13 protein-coding genes and 1 riboswitch are annotated in these 16,653 nt (G+C 68.8%); of the genes, 5 read left to right on the top strand and 8 right to left on the bottom strand.

Annotated features, from left to right (window positions below):
- Nucleotides 1–25: 25 nt before the first annotated feature.
- The 5 genes from AC07PV_RS21305 to AC07PV_RS21285 form a co-directional block, all read right to left on the bottom strand.
- Entirely contained in the window at nt 26–1,306 is a 1,281-nt protein-coding gene (locus AC07PV_RS21305) for a TRAP transporter large permease subunit (RefSeq protein WP_494631249.1), read from the bottom strand.
- Between the two features lie 44 nt (nt 1,307–1,350).
- Nucleotides 1,351–1,950: a TRAP transporter small permease gene (locus AC07PV_RS21300; protein WP_494631248.1), complete on the bottom strand. Its 600-nt coding sequence runs from the start codon at nt 1,948–1,950 to the stop codon at nt 1,351–1,353.
- A 49-nt stretch (nt 1,951–1,999) separates the two neighbouring features.
- Nucleotides 2,000–3,223, bottom strand: coding sequence for a fumarylacetoacetate hydrolase family protein (locus AC07PV_RS21295; protein WP_494631247.1), 1,224 nt, complete (start codon nt 3,221–3,223; stop codon nt 2,000–2,002).
- Nucleotides 3,224–3,280: 57 nt separating this feature from the next.
- Nucleotides 3,281–5,062: an IlvD/Edd family dehydratase gene (locus AC07PV_RS21290; RefSeq protein ID WP_492254797.1), complete on the bottom strand. Its 1,782-nt coding sequence runs from the start codon at nt 5,060–5,062 to the stop codon at nt 3,281–3,283.
- A 148-nt stretch (nt 5,063–5,210) separates the two neighbouring features.
- On the bottom strand, nt 5,211–6,218 hold the full coding sequence (locus AC07PV_RS21285) for a TRAP transporter substrate-binding protein (protein WP_218293717.1): 1,008 nt from the start codon (nt 6,216–6,218) through the stop codon (nt 5,211–5,213).
- A 214-nt stretch (nt 6,219–6,432) separates the two neighbouring features.
- Here AC07PV_RS21285 and AC07PV_RS21280 point away from each other — a divergent pair, with 214 nt between their 5' ends.
- The 3 genes from AC07PV_RS21280 to AC07PV_RS21270 all read left to right on the top strand — a co-directional run bounded on the left by AC07PV_RS21280 (nt 6,433) and on the right by AC07PV_RS21270 (nt 8,970).
- Nucleotides 6,433–7,365: a LysR family transcriptional regulator gene (locus tag AC07PV_RS21280; protein ID WP_218294425.1), complete on the top strand. Its 933-nt coding sequence runs from the start codon at nt 6,433–6,435 to the stop codon at nt 7,363–7,365.
- 122 nt (nt 7,366–7,487) lie between these two features.
- A complete protein-coding gene (locus AC07PV_RS21275) occupies nt 7,488–7,970 on the top strand; it encodes a hypothetical protein (protein WP_492254798.1) in 483 nt (160 codons plus the stop codon).
- 87 nt (nt 7,971–8,057) lie between these two features.
- A riboswitch (FMN riboswitch) is annotated at nt 8,058–8,238 on the top strand.
- A gap of 201 nt (nt 8,239–8,439) precedes the next feature.
- The gene (locus AC07PV_RS21270; RefSeq protein ID WP_492254799.1) at nt 8,440–8,970 is read left to right on the top strand and encodes a 6,7-dimethyl-8-ribityllumazine synthase; all 531 of its coding nucleotides are present in this window, start codon (nt 8,440–8,442) and stop codon (nt 8,968–8,970) included.
- Between the two features lie 159 nt (nt 8,971–9,129).
- Here AC07PV_RS21270 and AC07PV_RS21265 read toward each other — a convergent pair whose 3' ends face one another.
- Complete coding sequence (locus AC07PV_RS21265) at nt 9,130–10,707, bottom strand: methyl-accepting chemotaxis protein (protein ID WP_218293721.1); 1,578 nt, start codon at nt 10,705–10,707, stop codon at nt 9,130–9,132.
- Between the two features lie 352 nt (nt 10,708–11,059).
- Here AC07PV_RS21265 and AC07PV_RS21260 point away from each other — a divergent pair, with 352 nt between their 5' ends.
- Nucleotides 11,060–12,727, top strand: coding sequence for an ankyrin repeat domain-containing protein (locus AC07PV_RS21260; protein ID WP_494631245.1), 1,668 nt, complete (start codon nt 11,060–11,062; stop codon nt 12,725–12,727).
- A gap of 77 nt (nt 12,728–12,804) precedes the next feature.
- Here the strand turns inward: AC07PV_RS21260 and AC07PV_RS21255 are convergent, their stop codons facing one another.
- Both AC07PV_RS21255 and AC07PV_RS21250 read right to left on the bottom strand, forming a co-directional pair.
- A complete protein-coding gene (locus AC07PV_RS21255) occupies nt 12,805–14,073 on the bottom strand; it encodes a CaiB/BaiF CoA transferase family protein (protein ID WP_218341694.1) in 1,269 nt (422 codons plus the stop codon).
- A gap of 177 nt (nt 14,074–14,250) precedes the next feature.
- The gene (locus tag AC07PV_RS21250; protein WP_492254801.1) at nt 14,251–15,456 is read right to left on the bottom strand and encodes an acyl-CoA dehydrogenase; all 1,206 of its coding nucleotides are present in this window, start codon (nt 15,454–15,456) and stop codon (nt 14,251–14,253) included.
- Nucleotides 15,457–15,637: 181 nt separating this feature from the next.
- Here AC07PV_RS21250 and AC07PV_RS21245 point away from each other — a divergent pair, with 181 nt between their 5' ends.
- Entirely contained in the window at nt 15,638–16,570 is a 933-nt protein-coding gene (locus AC07PV_RS21245; protein ID WP_494631244.1) for a LysR family transcriptional regulator, read from the top strand.
- Nucleotides 16,571–16,653: the final 83 nt, after the last annotated feature.

Raw genomic sequence — 16,653 nt, 5'->3', positions numbered from 1 at the left:
TGCTGTACGGCAGGGATGGGCGCCGTCAGCCCGTGAACCAGCGCAGCGGCGCCAGCACCGTCTGCGGAAAGATCACCATGATGAACATCACCGCGAACTCCGCCGCCATGAAGGGCAGCACGCCGCGCGTGACCTCGTCCATCTTCATGCGCCCCACGCCGGCCACCACGTTCAGGATGGTGCCCACCGGCGGCGTGACCAGGCCGATGGAATTGTTGATGATGAACAGCACGCCGAAGTACACCGGGTCGATGCCCGCGGCCTTGATCACGGGCATCAGCACGGGGGTCAGGATCAGGATGGTGGGCGTCATGTCCATGGCGGTGCCCACCAGCATCACCAGCACCATGATCGCGATCAGCAGCAGCGTCTGGTTGCCCATGAAGGGTTTGAGCAGCTCCACCATCTGCGCAGGCAGGTTGGCCACGGTGATGAGCCACGACGACACCATGGCCGCCGCCACGAGGAACATCACCACCGCCGTGGTCTTGGCCGCGGTGGTGAAGATGGGCAGCAGCGCGCGCAGCGGCAGCTCGCGGTAGATCACGCTGGCCACGAACAGCGAATACACCGCCGCGACCACCGCGGCCTCGGTCGGCGTGAACACGCCCATGCGCAGGCCCACCAGGATGAACACCGGCAAGGTCAGCGCCCACACCGACTCCCGCGCGGTGCGCCAGACTTCGGCTGCAGTCTTCTTCTCCGGCATGGCCAGCACCTCCTTGCGGCCCACCCACCACCAGGTCACGGCCAGGCCCACGCCGATCATGATGCCCGGCACGATGCCTGCGATGAACAGCTTGCTGATCGACACGTTGGCCGCCACGCCGAAGATCACGAAACCGATGCTCGGCGGAATGATGGGCCCGATGACGCCCGACGCCGCGATCAGCCCGCCGGACACCTCTTTCTTGTGCCCGGCCTTGATCATCATCGGCAGCAGCAGCGCCGTGAGCGCCGCCGCATCGGCCACGGCCGAGCCCGACAGCGAAGACAGCAGGCAGGCGGCCAGGATCACCACATAGCCCAGGCCGCCCTTCACATGCCCCACCAGCGCCAGCGCGAAGTTCACGATGCGCTGCGACAGCCCGCCCACGTTCATGATCTCGCCGGCCAGCATGAAGAAGGGCACGGCCAGCAGCGGAAAGCTGTCGGCGCCGTTGATGAAGTTCTGCGCCAGGATCTGCGCGTCGAACAAATCGAGCTGCCACATCAGCCCCACGCCCGCCGCCAGCAGCGCATACGCGATAGGGATGCCCAGGGCCATGGCGCCGATCAGGCCGCCCAGAAAAATCAGCACGGTCATGTGTTGTCTCCGTTATTTTTGGTGTGCCATCTGTGCGTGCTTGCTTACTGGCCGCGCTGCTTCGGCACCTGGCCCAATGCGGGCGCTTGCGCGTCTTCGCGCGCCAGTTCGGCCTGCAGTGCTTCGAGCTCGGCCTGCTCCTCGGATTCCTTGACCATCACCAGCTCGTCTTCGCGGGCCTGGCCGGTCAGCACGCGCAGCAGCTGCAGCGCCAGCAAAAAGCCCGCGCACACCGAGAACACCACGCCGGACGCATAGAAGATGCCCATCGATGCGCCGGTGACCGGGGCCTCGACATCCCAGTTGATCTTCATCTGCTGCCAGCTGCCGTCGAAGAACAGCCAGGTGATGTAGAGCATCAGCACATGGCCGGCCACCATGCAGACCTTCTTGCCGCGCACCGACAGGCGCGACACCAGCATGTCGGTGCCCAGGTGCGCGTTCTCCTTGATGGCCGCCACCGCGCCCAGGAAGGTGATCCACACGAAGAGCCAGCGAGACAGCTCCTCGCTGACGGCGATGCCGGAGTTGAAGACGTAGCGCAGCACCACGTTGCCGAACACCAGCACCACCATGGCGGCCAGCGCCAGCGCGATGAGAAGGTTGATGGCCCGAACGTAGTGGTTGATGAAGGTATTGAGCATGGTGAATGTCTCCGTGGGTGGCTGTGCCGGTGTTGTGTTTTTTATGGACTCAGAGCGCCGCGTCCTGCAGCAGCCCGCGCGCGGCCAGGTTGGCGATGAAGGCGCGCAGCCCGAAGCGCCAGGGCGGTGCGGTCTCGCTGTGCGTCACGGTGTTGTGCAGCGCGCCCAGCCAGGCGCTCTGGATGGTGACCACGTCGCCCAGCTTGTGGGTGAAGCCGCTGCCGGGCTGGTCGCGGTCTTCGATGGGCGCGAACAGCGTGCCCAAAAACAGCATGAAGCCGTCCGGGTACTGGTGCGCGGCCAGCGTCTGGGCCACCAGGTCGGTGGGGTCGCGGCTGATGCTGGCCATGGTGTTGATGCCGCGCAGCGTGAAGCCGTCGGTGCCCGCCACGCGCAGGTGAACGGTCTCGGTGCGCACATCGTCCAGCCCGAATCTGGCGTCGAACAGCCGGATGAAGGGGCCGATGGCGCAGGACGCGTTGTTGTCCTTCGCCTTGCCCAGCAGCAGCGCGCTGCGGCCCTCGATGTCGCGCAGGTTGACGTCGTTGCCCAGCGTGGCGCCCACGATGGCGCCGCGGCTGTTGACGGCCAGCACCACCTCGGGCTCGGGGTTGTTCCAGGCCGAATCGGCGCGGATGCCGATCTCCTCGCCCGTGCCCACCGATGCGAGCACCGGCGCCTTGGTGAAGACCTCGGCGTCGGGGCCGATACCCACTTCAAGGTACTGCGACCACAGGCCCTTGTCCTGCAGCAGTGCCTTCAAGGCCATCGCCTGCTCGGAACCGGGACGGATGTCGGCCAGGCTCTCGCCGATGAGCCCCACCACCTGGCTGCGCAGGCCCTGGGCCCGGGCCGCGTCGCCGCGCGCCTGCTCTTCGATCACGCGCTCGATCAGGCTGGCCGCGAAGGTCACGCCAGCCGCCTTGACCACCTGCAGGTCGCAGGGGGCCAGCAGCCAGGGGCGGGACGTGTCGCGCACGCCATGCTGGCCGGTTTGGCTGTTGGCCAGCAGTTCGTCCACGCTGCACAGGTACTGGCCCTCGGCGGCTCGCACTGCCTCGGCGGGCGCGGGCGTGTCCAGCAGCGTGCTCATGGTGGGGTAGTGCCGGCTCAGGTCGAACACGCCACCGGTGCGCAGGGCTACCACCGCCGGGCCGGGCACGGCGCCGTGCACCCAGGCGCGGCCGACCAGGGTGCCGGCCAGGCCGTCGTCGGGAAGAATGTGGGCGCGCGCCGCCCCACCGGCCGCTGTGGCCGCTGTCGTTTCACTCATGGGAGTTCCTTGGAAAAGGGTTCTGAATCGGTGCCGCGCCCGCCCAGGCGCAGCGTCTCAATGGTTGTGGCGCGGCGTGTGTTCGGAAATCCGCCGGTAGTCCAGCGCAAAGTCGAGCGTCGCGCCATCCACCAGCTGGCCGGTCTTCTCTCGGTACAGCGCTTCCCAGGGCGACTGGCTCCTGGGGATGGGCGGCGCCGGCAGTTCGCGGCGGCGGCGCTCGATCTCCTCGGGGGCCACCAGCGCGTCGCACCGGCCGGCGTTCAGGTCGATGCGGACCATGTCGCCGCTGTGCAGCCAGGACAGGCCCCCGCCCACCGCGCTTTCGGGGGAGACATTCAAAATCGACGGGCTGTCGGCCGTGCCCGACTGGCGCCCGTCGCCCAGCGTGGGCAGGGTGTTGATGCCACGGCGGATCAGCGCGTCGGGCGGCTGCATGTTGATCACCTCGGCCGAGCCGGGCCAGCCGATGGGGCCCGCGCCGCGCATCACCAGGATGCAGCCTTCGTCGATGCCGAGCGACGGGTCGTTGATGCGCGCGTGGTAGTCGTCCGCGCCTTCGAACACCACGGCGCGCGCTTCGAAGATGCCTTCCGCGCCCGGTTGGCTCAGGTAGCGCTGGCGGAAGGACTCGGAGATCACCGATGTCTTCAGGATGCCGAAGTCGAACAGGTTGCCATGCAGCACCAGGAAGCCGGCTTTCTCCATCAGCGGTGCGTCGAAGGGGAAGATCACCTCGCGGTCGCGCGTCTCGCGGCCCTGCAGGTTGTCGGCCAGGGCCTTGCCGGTGACGCTCAAGGCATCGGCATGCAGGCGGCCCGCCTGCTGCAGCTCCCACATCAGCGCGGGCACGCCCCCGGCGCGGAAGAACCGCTCGCCCAGGTATTTGCCGGCGGGCTGCATGTTCAGCAGCAGGGGGAGGTCGTAGGCATGCTGCGTCCAGTCCTCGGGGCGCAGGTCCACGCCCGCGTGGCGCGCCATGGCCATGATGTGCACCTGCGCGTTGCTGCTGCCCCCGGCCACGCTGACCACGGCCAGCGCGTTGAGAAAACTCTCGCGGGTGAGGATGCGCGAGGGGCGCAGGTCCTCGTACGCCATCTCCACGATGCGCCGCCCGGTCTCGTACGCCATCTGCCCGCGTTCGCGGTAGGGCGCCGGAATGGCGGCGCAGCCCGGCAGCGAGAGGCCCAGCGCCTCGGCCACCGCGTTCATGGTCGATGCGGTGCCCATGGTGTTGCAGTGGCCGGCCGACGGCGCGCTGCTGCAGGCGCGCTGCAGGAATTCTTCCTCGTCGATGTCGCCCGCGGCCAGCTGGCGGCGGCTGCGCCAGATCACGGTGCCCGAGCCCACCAGTTCTCCATCGTGCCAGCCGTCCAGCATGGGGCCGCCCGAGAGCACGATGGCCGGGATGTCCACCGTGGACGCCGCCATGATGCCGGCCGGGGTCGTCTTGTCGCAGCCGGTGGTCAGCACCACCGCGTCGATGGGGTAGCCGTACAGGATCTCCACCAGCCCCAGGTACGCCAGGTTGCGGTCCAGCGCGGCGGTGGGGCGGCGGCAGTTCTCGAAGATGGGGTGCACCGGAAACTCCATCGGGATGCCCCCGGCGTCGCGGATGCCCTCGCGCACGCGCCGCGCCAGGTCCACATGGATGCGGTTGCAGGGGGACAGGTCGCTGCCGGTCTGCGCGATGCCGATGATGGGGCGGCCCGAGCGCAGCTCCTCGGGCGTGAGCCCGTAGTTCATGAAGCGTTCGAGGTAGAGCGCGGTCATGTCCGAGCGTGCGGGGTCGGCAAACCACTCGCGGGAGCGGAAGGGGCGGCGGGGTGTTTTGGTCATGGATCGCGATGTGTCAGCAGGCGGGAAGGGCGCTGCAACAGGGGTTGGCATGTTTGACTCGAACCACAAACCGTTCGGGCTGAGCCCGTCGAAGCCTCGCGCGGCGCTTCGGCCGCGCTCGGTGAACGGTTGTGGCGGAGCAGAAAAGTTACTTGCCGCCCCGCACCTTGGCAAGTTCGGCGTTCATCTCGCCGGTGGTTTCCTCGCCGAATTCCTTGGCGTACTTGGCCAGCACCGGCTGCAGCTTGGTGCGCATCTTGGCCTGCTCGGCCGGGGCCAGTTCGGTCACCTGCATGCCCACTTTCTTGAGCTCGCCCAGCGCCTTGTCGCTGAACGCGCGGATGGTCTTGCGCTCGAACAGGGTGGCTTCGCGCGCGGCGTCCTGCACGATCTTCTGCTCCTGCGCCGACAGGCCGTCCCAGGTCTTCTTGGACATGAGCAGCACCCAGGCGCTGTACATGTGGCGCGACAGCACCAGGTGCTTTTGCACTTCATAGAACTTGCTCGACAGGATGGTGGCGGGCGGGTTCTCCTGCCCGTCCACCGCGGCCTGTTCCATGGCCGAGTACAGCTCGGTGAAGGGCATGGGCGTGGCGTTGGCACCCAGGGCGTTGAATGTATCCAGGAACAGGGGGCTCTGGATCACGCGCAGCTTCAGGCCCGCCAGGTCTTCCGCCTTGGTGATGGCGCGGCGCGAGTTGGTCACGTGGCGAAAGCCGTTCTCCCAGAAGCCCAGGCCCACCAGGCCCTTTTCGGGCAGCTTGGCCAGCAGCTTCTGGCCGAACGGGCCGTCGAGCACCGCGTCGGCCTCCTGCTCGTTGTTGAAAGTGAGCGGCAGGTTCAGCACGCCGAAGGGCTTGATCAGCGCCATCAGCGTGGAGCTGTCGGGCACCGTCATCTCCAGCGTGCCGCCGCGCAGTGCCGAGGTCATGCTCACGTCGTTGCCCAGGGAGCCGCTGGCGTACAGCTTGGCCACCAGCTTGCCGCCGCTTTTGGCAGAGAGCTGCTCGGCAAAGTGCTTGACGGCCTGCGCCTGGGGGTGGTCGTCGTTCAGGCCGATGCCGACCTTGAACACGTGGTCCTTGATCTGCGCCGACACAGGTGCGGCCACGGCGGCCAGGATCGTGGCCGCCAGGGCCAGGGCTTTGAATTGCATGGTGTTGTCTCCGGATATGGAATGGCTGGGGCACGGTGGGGCACGGCCAAAAAACGGTCCACCGGCGCCATCGGGTCTCTGCTGGACCCTCCCGACGCAGGCGAGAGATTAGGTTTCGCAGGGCGCGGGGTCCACTCACTTTTTTGCTAGCATCCATTCCAAATGCTGATGAGTTGCCGTGACCTCCACCCCTGTGTCGGGTAAACCCTTGTCGATGGCGCAGGCCTGCGCGCGGCTGCGCTTTCGGCACCTGCAGTTCCTGGACATCCTGGGCCAGACGCGCAACCTGCGCCTGACGGCCGAGCAGATGCACATCACGCAGCCGGCGGCCACCAAGATCCTGATGGACATCGAGGACATCCTGGAGGCGCGGCTCTTCGAGCGCCTGTCGCGCGGCATGCGGCCCAACGAACTGGGCCTGTTCACGCTGCGCTACGCCGCCAGCGCGCTCGCCGGCCACCGCAAGTTCGTCGATGAGTTCAATGCGCTCAAGGAGGGCGGCCACGGCCACCTGGCGATCGGCGCCATCACGGGATCGGCCGCGCACGTGCTGACGGCGTCGGTGGCCGAGATCCAGCGCCTGCGCCCGCTGCTGGTGCTCAAGGTGCTGGAGCAAAGCAGCGACCAGCTGATCGTGTGGCTGGCCGAGCGCAAGATCGACCTGATGATCGGCCGCTTCACCGACGACGCGCACCGCACGCAATTCCACTACGAACGCCTGTCCAGCGAGCCGCTGCTGGTGGTGGGCGGCCTGCACCACCCCCTGCGCGGCGCGCGCGACCTGGACATGGCCGAGCTGTCGCACTGGCCGTGGATCCTGTACCCCGCGTCCACCGCGGTGCGCAAGGTGTCGGACGACATCTTCGGGCGGAGCGGCCTGGCACTCGGCTCGGGCGTGGTGGAGACCCCGTCGTTCCTGTTCGCGCTGGAGATGATGCAGGCCACCGACATGCTGTCGCTGCAGCCCCAGGCGCTGGTGGAGCGCTACATCGCCAAGGGCCTGCTGGCCCGCATCCCCGTGGACTTGCCGGACCGCATGCCCGACTACGGCCTCATCACCCGGCTGGGGGAGCCGCCCACGCCCGCCATGCAGGCCTTCACCGACGTGCTGCGCGAGGTGGCGAACCCGGTGACCGATGCGCCGTGACGGGGGGGCTGGCGCCGGTCGCCATCAATAACCAGCGGTTATTGAAAATGCATGCTCCCGCCTCCGTGCCGGGGCCGTTATGCTCTGCGCCCTTTCCCTGAATCTTCTGCGACCCTTTCCCCATGCAAGACACCCCCGACACGCCCGACACCATCCAGGAGCCTCGCCGTTGGAGCGACGGCCAATGGACCGCGCAGGTCATCAAGAACGAAGACGACGACGGCTGGGCCGTGTCCATGACGCTGCGGGGCGAGGCCGAGCCCGCGCTGGTGGGGCCCTGGACCATGGGACGCGACAAGAAGAACCCCAAGCCGCTCGATGTCTCGGCCTTCCACACCCTGGTCAAGACCGCCAGCGAGGTGCTGCGCCGCCACGAGCAGCAGTTGCATGCACAGCTCCACAAGAACGTCGCGGTCACGGTCAATGGCCAGCGCCTGCGCGTGCAACTGGCCATCGTGCCCGACGAAGAGGGCGCCACGGCCACCCTGAGCGCCCAGGATGAACTGGGCGAGGAACTGGCGCGCGTGCCCGTGCCGCCCACGTTCAAGCTCACGCCCGCCAGTGCCACCGCCTGGGCCGAAGCCGGGTTCGAACGGCCCCGCTGACGGTGCAGGCAATCGCCTGGGCGACGGCCCGCCCCGCGGGTAACCCCTAGAATCGCGCCGCTGGCCTCCACAGCTTGTGGGGGCCGGCAGCGTTCTCAGGGCGGGGCGGAATTCCCCACCGGCGGTATCTGCGGGTGGCTGTTGCTACAGCCGCACCGCAGCAGCCCGCGAGCGCCCGGGCCGCGCCAGGCATGGCGGCGGCCCGGGGTCAGCAGATCTGGTGCGATGCCAGAGCCGACGGTCACAGTCCGGATGAAAGAGATCGCGAAGCCATGGCCGCCCATCGGGATGGGTGCCCGTGTGCAGTGGTACGGGTGTTCGCTGGTGCGGGCGGGCGGGCGCGGTTTGCCGTGCGCGCCGCCGTGCGGCTGCCCGGGCCCGGCGCGCGGGTGCCTGCTTGCCGTTGTGGTGTGCCCTGTTCGCGCGCGCCCTGATTCTGGTAATCCTTTTCTTTGCTACGAGAAAATCCATGAATCAGTCCTTCCATTCCCACCATGCCGCCGCTGCCAATGCCGAACAAGGCCGTGCAGACTCCGCGCGCCGCAGCGAACGCGTTGCGGTCATCTGCGCCGGCTGGCACCGGGACATCGTCCACCAGGCCCGCGACGCCGCCGTGGCGGAGTTCGCCCGCAACGGCCTGGCTGCGAGCCAGATCGAGCAGTTCGAGGTGCCTGGCGCCTTCGAGATCCCGCTGCTGGCCAAGCGCCTGGCGCAAAGCGGCCGCTACGACGCCATCGTGGCCTGTGCGCTGGTGGTCAACGGCGGCATCTACCGCCACGAGTTCGTGACCACCGCCGTCATCGACGGCCTGATGCGCGTGCAGCTGGACACCGAGGTGCCCGTGATGTCCGCCGTGCTCACGCCGCGCGACTTCCACGAGCATGAAGACCATCTGAAGTTCTTCCGCGAGCATTTCGTGAAGAAGGGCACGGAGGTGGCCGACGCGTGCCTGCGCGCCATGGCGCAGTTCAAGGCGCTGGAAGCGGCGCACGGCGACTGACCGGCCGCAGAGGGTGGCCTGGCGCGCTGGCGGGGCCGCGCGCCATGGCACAGGAACAGGCTCATGGTGCTATTAAAAACATAGCTGTTTGCGCTGGATGGTTGGGCGTTAGAGGTCGTTTTGATTCAATTTTCTTCGCCGCCCGGACCGCCCGTCCTGTCAGGCCGCCGCCAGCCGGGGCACGCGCGCCCCCGCCGCCGGGTGTTCGCCGGGCGACAGGCGGAACACCGAGACCGCGTCCACCAGCTGCTGCGCCTGTACCTTCAGGCTGTCGGCCGCCGCCGCGCTTTGCTCCACCAGCGCCGCGTTCTGCTGCGTGGCCTGGTCCATCTGCATCACGGCCTCGCCCACCTGGGCCACGCCCGCGCTCTGCTCGCTGCTGGCGGCGCTGATCTCGCCCACGATGTCGGTCACGCGGCGGATCGAGGCCACCACTTCCGTCATCGTGGCGCCGGCCCTGTCGACCAGGGCCGTGCCCTGTTCGACCCGCTCCACGCTCGCGTGGATCAGGCTCCTGATCTCCTTGGCGGCCTCGGCGCTGCGCCCGGCCAGGCTGCGCACCTCGCTGGCCACCACCGCGAAGCCCCGGCCCTGCTCGCCCGCGCGGGCGGCTTCGACCGCAGCGTTCAGCGCCAGGATGTTGGTCTGGAAGGCAATGCCGTCGATCACGCTGATGATGTCGGCGATCTTCTTGCTGCTGTCGTTGATGCCCTTCATGGTGGTCACCACCTCGGCCACCACGTCGCCGCCCTGCACGGCCACGGTGGACGCATTGACGGCCAGCTGGTTGGCCTGGCGCGCGTTGTCGGCATTGGCCTGCACGGTGGAGCTGAGCTCTTCCATCGACGCCGAGGTTTCCTCCAGCGCGCTGGCCTGCTGCTCGGTGCGCGCCGAGAGGTCGTTGTTGCCCAGCGCGATCTCGGTGCTCGCGGCGGCCACGTTGTCGGCGTTGTGGCGCACGTGGCTCACCACGCTCGACAGGCTCAGCTGCATGCCGTGCAGCGCATTGAGCAGCAGCGCGATCTCGTCCTTGCCGCGCACGGGCTGCGCCACGGTCAGGTCGCCGCTGGCCACGGCCTGCGACACCCGCACCGCGTTGTCCAGCGGGTTCACCACGGTGCGGCTGAAGGCAATGGCGCCGGCGATGCCGAGCGCGCACACCACCAGCATCACGGCCAGGCTGATGGTGGTCGCGCGCTGCGCGGTGGCGGCGGCGTGTTCGGCCACTTCGCTGCTGGCCCGGGCGATCAGTTCGCCCGCCTGGTCGATCAGTTGCGAGGGCTCGCGGTCCATGCCCTGCACCGCCTTGTCGCCGGCCTCGGCATCGTGCCCGGACGCCTTGAAGGCCTCGAAGCCCTTGCGGTAGGCGGCGCCCATGCGTTCGTGCGCCTGGGCGAACTGCGCCACGCGGTCGCGGCCCTCGCCCGGCGGCAGGCCGGCCAGCAGTTTCTTCGCCTGCACGCCGATGGCCTGCTCCTGCTTTTCAAACGCTGCCCAGTAGCGCGTGAGCTGGGCCGGGTCCTTGCCGCGCAGCAGTACGTTCTTCCACTCCTGCACCTGCACCTTGAAGTCATTGAGCATGGAGGAGGCCAATCGCTCGTGCTCGAAGCTTTGCGCCACGGTGGTCTGGTAGGTGCCCAGGGCCTGGTTCAGGCGGCTGATGCCGAACAGCGCCGCCGCGAACAGCAGCAGCAACGCCACGGTAAAGGCCAGGGGGAGTTTGAGGCTGAGCTTCATGGCGGACTCCTGAGGTTCCACGGAACGGCGCCACGGCATGTACCCATGGCGCGAAAATGAAAGCTGCAAAGTCTCTGCGGGCCTGCCATCGGGCGTGGCGGCGGGGAGACTCCCGCTGCCATTATGGCGACGGATGTAATTTTTTGTACACGGAATTCGCGCCATGCCGCAAGGGGTGCGCCGCACGGCGGTAAGATGCCTCCCCGCGGTGCAAGCCGCGCCCGGGCCCGCGGGAAGGGTTGAACCCACTTGCCGACTCCAGGAGCACGTTCGTGCTCCTTGCAGAGCTGACTTTTCATCCTTTGTGCTGCCGGATTTGCGGGCCGTCGGCGATCCATGCACGGAGGTTCTCGTGAAACGCATTCCCCCACGGCCCGACCTGGGCCATCTCAAGAAACAAGCCAAGGACCTGCTCGCTGGCTACCGCAGCGGCGAGCCCGAGGCGCTGGCGCGCTTTCGCGCCGCGCTGCCGGCGGCTGCGGGCCAGGGCGATGCCGCCATCGCCGCCCTGGGCCTTCGGCTGCACGACGCGCAGTCCTGCCTGGCGCGCGAGCATGGCTTTGCGTCCTGGGCCGACTTCCAGGGCTTTGTGCTGGCGCGGCGCGCGCTGGTGGACGACCCGGTGCGCGCCACCCTGCAATGGCTGCGCCTGGTCTATGCGGGCGACATCGCGGGCGGCAACCACAGCGCCCGGCCGGGGCTGGCCGAGCGCCTGTGGGCCGATGGCGCCATCCCCCGGGACGAAGACCCGTGGCTGGCCTGCGCCGTGGGCGATGAGGCCCGGCTGCGCGAGGCCATCGCGCAAGACCCGGGCTGGGTGCACCGCCCTGGCGGGCCCTTGCAGCTGCCGCCGCTGGTGGCCGTGGCGCATTCGAGCCTGGCGCGGCTGCAGGCCTTTGCCGACCGCCTGCAGGCCTGCGTGGCGCTGCTGCTGGAGGCCGGGGCCGATGCGAACCAGTGCGTGGCCAACCGCTGGCCGCCCGCCTCGCTGGCCGAGCCTGATGCATCGCACCCGCTGTCTGCGCTGTATGGCGCGGCCGGGCAGAACCAGCACGCGGGCATGGCGCGCCTGCTGCTGGACGCGGGCGCGGACCCCAACGATGGCGAATCGCTGTACCACGCGCTCGGAAGCCTGGACTGCACGCGGCTGCTGCTGGAGGCGGGCGCGCGGGTGCCGGGCACGAACGCGCTGTGCCGCGTGCTCGACATGGACGACCTGCCCGCGCTGCAACTGCTGCTGGCGCATGGTGCGGACGCCAACGAGCAGCCTGCCGATGGCGCGGCGCCGGGCGGTGCGGCGCCGCTGCTCTGGGCCATCCGGCGGCGGCGGTCGCTGGCCCATGTGCAGGCCCTGGTGGCGGCGGGCGCCGACCCGGCTGCCTGTGCCGCCGATGGCACGCCCGCGCACATCCAGGCGCTGCGCTACGGACTGCCCGGGGTGGCGGCCTTTCTGCGCGCGGCGGTGGGCGAGGGCGACGTGCCTGTCGACGAGCGCTTCGTGGCCGCGTGTGCCCAGGCCGACGAGGCGCAAGCACGCACGCTGCTGGCCGCACGGCCCGGGCAGGTGGACGCGCTGTCGCTGCCCCAGCAGCGCCTGCTGCCCGAGCTGGCCGCCCAGGCGGACTGCGGCCATGCCGTGCGGCTCATGGTGCGCCTGGGCTGGCCCATCGACACCACAGGGGGCGACTGGGACGGTACGGCGCTGCACCTGGCTATCTTTCGGGGCGACGCGGCGCTCACCCGCTTCCTGCTGGAGCACGGCGCGCGCTGGCAGGCCCGGCATGGCTTTGAGGACAACGCCTGCGGCGCGTTGTCGTGGGGCTCCATCAACACGCCCGAGCCCGATGGCGACTGGGCGGGCTGCGCGCAGGCGCTGCTGGACCATGGATTGCCACCCGCCGCGCCGGACCCCCAGGGCTCCGAGGCCGTGTGGCTGGACGGCCGCCCCATGCGGTTTTCTGACGAGGTGGCGGACTGCCTGCTGGGCGCCGCCGCGCCGCTGCCGCAAGCCCCGAAGTAGCGTGGCCGCGAAAAGACCAACGCCCCGCGGCGGGATGTCGCGGGGCGTTGCGCAAGAGCGGGTAAATCAGTGAGCGGCTACACCACGCCCGAGGCCCGCAGCGCCGCGATGCGCGCCGCGTCCAGCCCCATTTCGGCGAGCACCTCGTCCGTGTGCTGGCCCAGTGCCGGCGGCGCGTTGCGCAGCACGGGCGGCGTGGCCGACAGGCGCAGCGGGCTGGCCACGCCGGTGATCTGCCGCACGTTGTCGGTGGCGGCCTCGCCGTCCTTCCAGCGCGGCAGCGTCACGGCCAAGCCGCGCGCCTGCACCTGCGCGTCGTCGAAGGCCTGGGCGATGGTGTTGATGGGGCCGCAGGGCACGGCCTTGTCTTCCAGCAGCGTGATCCAGTCGGCCGTGGTGCGCGTGCGCGTCACGGCCTCCATCGCAGGGATCAGGTCGGTGCGGTGCTGCACGCGCAGGGTGTTGGTGGCGTAGCGCGGGTCGGTCGCCCACTGGGGCTGGTTGGCGGCGGCGCAAAAGCGCTGGAACTGCCCGTCGTTGCCGATGGCCAGCAGCATGTTGCCGTCCTGGGTCGGAAAATCCTGGTAGGGCGCGAGGCTGGGGTGGCTGTTGCCCATGCGGCCGGGCGCCTTGCCGGTGGCGAGGAAGCCCGAGGCCTGGTTGGCCAGAACGGCCATGCCCACGTCGAGCAGGGCCATGTCGATGTGCTGGCCCTGGCCCGTGCCAGTGGCCGCGTTGTCGCGCACATGCAGCGCGGCCAGGATGGCGTTGCTGGCGTACAGGCCGGTGAACAGGTCGATCACCGCCACGCCCACGCGCATCGGGCCGCCGCCGGGCTGGCTGTCGGCCTGGCCGGTGATGCTCATCAGGCCCGTCATGGCCTGCACCATCAGGTCGTAGCCCGCGCGCTCGGCGTAGGGCCCGTCTTGGCCGAAGCCGGTAACGGAGCAGTAGATGAGGCGCGGGTTCAGCGCGCGCAGGCTCTCGTGGTCCAGGCCGTATTGCTTCAGGCCGCCGACCTTGAAGTTCTCCACCACGATGTCCGCCTCTTGTGCCATTTGCTTGATGAGCGCCTGGCCCTCGGGCGAGGCCATGTCGATGGTCACCGAGCGCTTGTTGCGGTTGCAGGCGGTGTAGTAGCTGGCCTGGTTCGTGTCGTTGCCCTCGGCGTCCTTCAGGAAGGGTGGGCCCCACTGGCGCGTGTCGTCGCCCACGCCGGGGCGCTCCACCTTCACCACGTCCGCCCCCAGGTCGGCCAGCACCTGCGTGCACCAGGGGCCCGCGAGCACGCGGGAGAGGTCGAGCACCTTGATGCCTGCGAGGGCGCCTGCGTTGGATGTGGTCATGGTAGTGATTGCTATAACTTGAATAGCTGCTTGCGCTTGTTCAGTAAGCGCTAGAGGCCAAAATCGTATTGAATGGGCGTGGGAGGCGCGGCGGGCGTGTCTCCAGGCCACCGGCGTCGTCCCCCTTCCCCGCGAAGCCGAGAAAAGGGGGAAGGCGCGCGGCGCCTCAGGGGGGTGTCAGCTGAACGCCGCGATGCCGGTCTGCGCACGGCCCAGGATCAGCGCGTGCACGTCGTGCGTGCCTTCATACGTGTTCACCACTTCCAGGTTCACCAGGTGGCGGGCCACGCCGAACTCGTCGCTGATGCCGTTGCCGCCCATCATGTCGCGCGCCAGGCGGGCAATGTCCAGGGCCTTGCCGCAGCTGTTGCGCTTGATGATGGACGTGCCTTCCACGCTGGCGGTGCCCGCGTCCTTCATGCGACCGAACTGCAGGCAGGCCTGCAGGCCGATGGCGATCTCGGTCTGCATGTCGGCCAGCTTCTTCTGGATGAGCTGGTTGGCGGCCAGGGGGCGGCCGAACTGCTTGCGGTCCAGTGTGTACTGGCGGGCGGTGTGCCAGCAGAACTCGGCCGCGCCCAGCGCGCCCCAGGCGATGCCGTAGCGCGCGCTGTTCAGGCAGGTGAAGGGGCCCTTCAGGCCCTGCACTTCAGGAAACGCGTTCTCTTCCGGCACGAACACGTCGTCCATCACGATCTCGCCGGTGATGGAGGCGCGCAGGCCCACCTTGCCGTGGATGGCGGGGGCCGTGAGGCCCTTCATGCCCTTTTCCAGCACGAAGCCGCGGATGGGGCCCACAACATCCTTGCCATCGCCGCCTTTGATGACTTCCTTGGCCCAGACCACGAACACGTCGGCCACGGGGCTGTTGGTGATCCACATCTTGCTGCCCTTGAGCTTGTAGCCGCCATCGACCTTGTAGGCGCGCGTGGCCATGCTGCCGGGGTCGGAGCCATGGTCGGGCTCGGTCAGGCCGAAGCAGCCGATCCACTCGCCGCTGGCGAGCTTGGGCAGGTACTTCTGCTTTTGCGCTTCGGTGCCGAACTCATGGATGGGCACCATCACCAGCGACGACTGCACGCTGGCCATCGAGCGGTAGCCCGAATCCACGCGCTCCACCTCGCGGGCGATCAGGCCATAGGCCACGTACGACAGGCCGGGGCCGCCGTACTGCTCGGGGATGGTGGGGCCCAGGAGGCCCACTTCGCCCATCTCGCGAAAGATGCTCACGTCCATCTTCTCGTGGCGGAAGGCATCCAGCACGCGCGGGGCCAGCTTGTCCTGGCAGTAGGCGGCGGCCGCGTCGCGGATGGCGCGCTCGTCGTCGGTCAGTTGCTGGCTCAGGAGGAAAGGGTCATCCCATTGAAAGGCGGCGTGGGCCATGTGCGTGTCTCCAGGTGGAAAAAAAGAGTGGCAACAAAGGTGTTCTGGGGCAGATCGTAGGCCTCGTGCCAGCGCGCCGCAAGCGAGTTCTTTTCATCCAGATATGCATAACTGGAATGTATGAAATACTTTGAGCTAGAGATCATCTACTTAGCCGGACCCTTAAAAGTTCATTTTCATCATGCGCCGCAATATCCCATCGACCCAGGCACTGGCCTGTTTTGAAGTCGCCGCCCGGCACGAGAGCTACACCCGCGCCGCGCAGGAACTCTCGCTCACGCAAAGCGCCGTCTCGCGCCAGATCCAGGCGCTGGAGGAGTTTCTGGGCGTGCAGCTGTTTCGCCGCACGCGCCACGGTGTGGTGCTCACGCCCGCCGGCGCGCACTACGGCCGCCAGGTGGCGCGCTGGCTGCAGGGCCTGGAGCGCGACACGCTCGACGTGATGGCCCACCAGGGCGAGGGCGGCACGCTGTCGCTGGCGGCGGTGCCCACGTTCGCCACGCGCTGGCTCATTCCGCGCCTGCCGCAGCTGGCCCAGCTGCACCCCGACATCGTGGTGCACATCGAGACGCAGACGCGCCCTTTTCTGTTCGCCGACACCACCTTTGACGCGGCCCTGTACGCCGGCACCCCGGAGCAGGTGGCCAACTGGCCCGGTGTGCAGGCGCAATTGCTGATGCACGAGGATGTGCTGCCCGTGTGTTGTCCGCGCCTGCTCGAATCCGCCGCGCCGCGCGCGCGCGGGCGCGCCCACCAGCCCGTGGCCGCCGATGCGCTGGCCCGGCTGCCCCTGCTGCAGCAGAGCACGCGCCCCTACGGCTGGCGCCAGTGGTTCGACGCCATGGGGGTGGACGCACCCCATGCGCTGGACGGGCCGCGCTACGAGCTGTTCTCCATGCTCGCCGTGGCGGCCACGCATGGGCTGGGTGTGGCGCTGATTCCGCCCTTGCTGATCGAGGCCGAGCTGGCCAGCGGCGAACTGGTGGTGGCCTGCGCGCGGCCCCTGCGGGGGGAGCGGGGCTACTACCTCGTCAGCCCCGCGCAGGCGCAGCCGCCCGTGCTGGCGGTGTTCTCGAAATGGCTTCAAGACACTGCGCGGGCTGCGGCAGCGTAGGGCGCTTGCCGGCTTGCGCCCCGCGGCGGACAGGGCTACGCTGGTGGCACTCGCTGCAGGCGGCGGGAAGAAGATGGACGGAA

The organism is Acidovorax sp. GW821-FHT09A11 (genome assembly GCF_059418365.1).
Note: the sequence above shows the minus strand (reverse complement) of the source record. Positions and strands in the feature narration are given on the sequence as shown.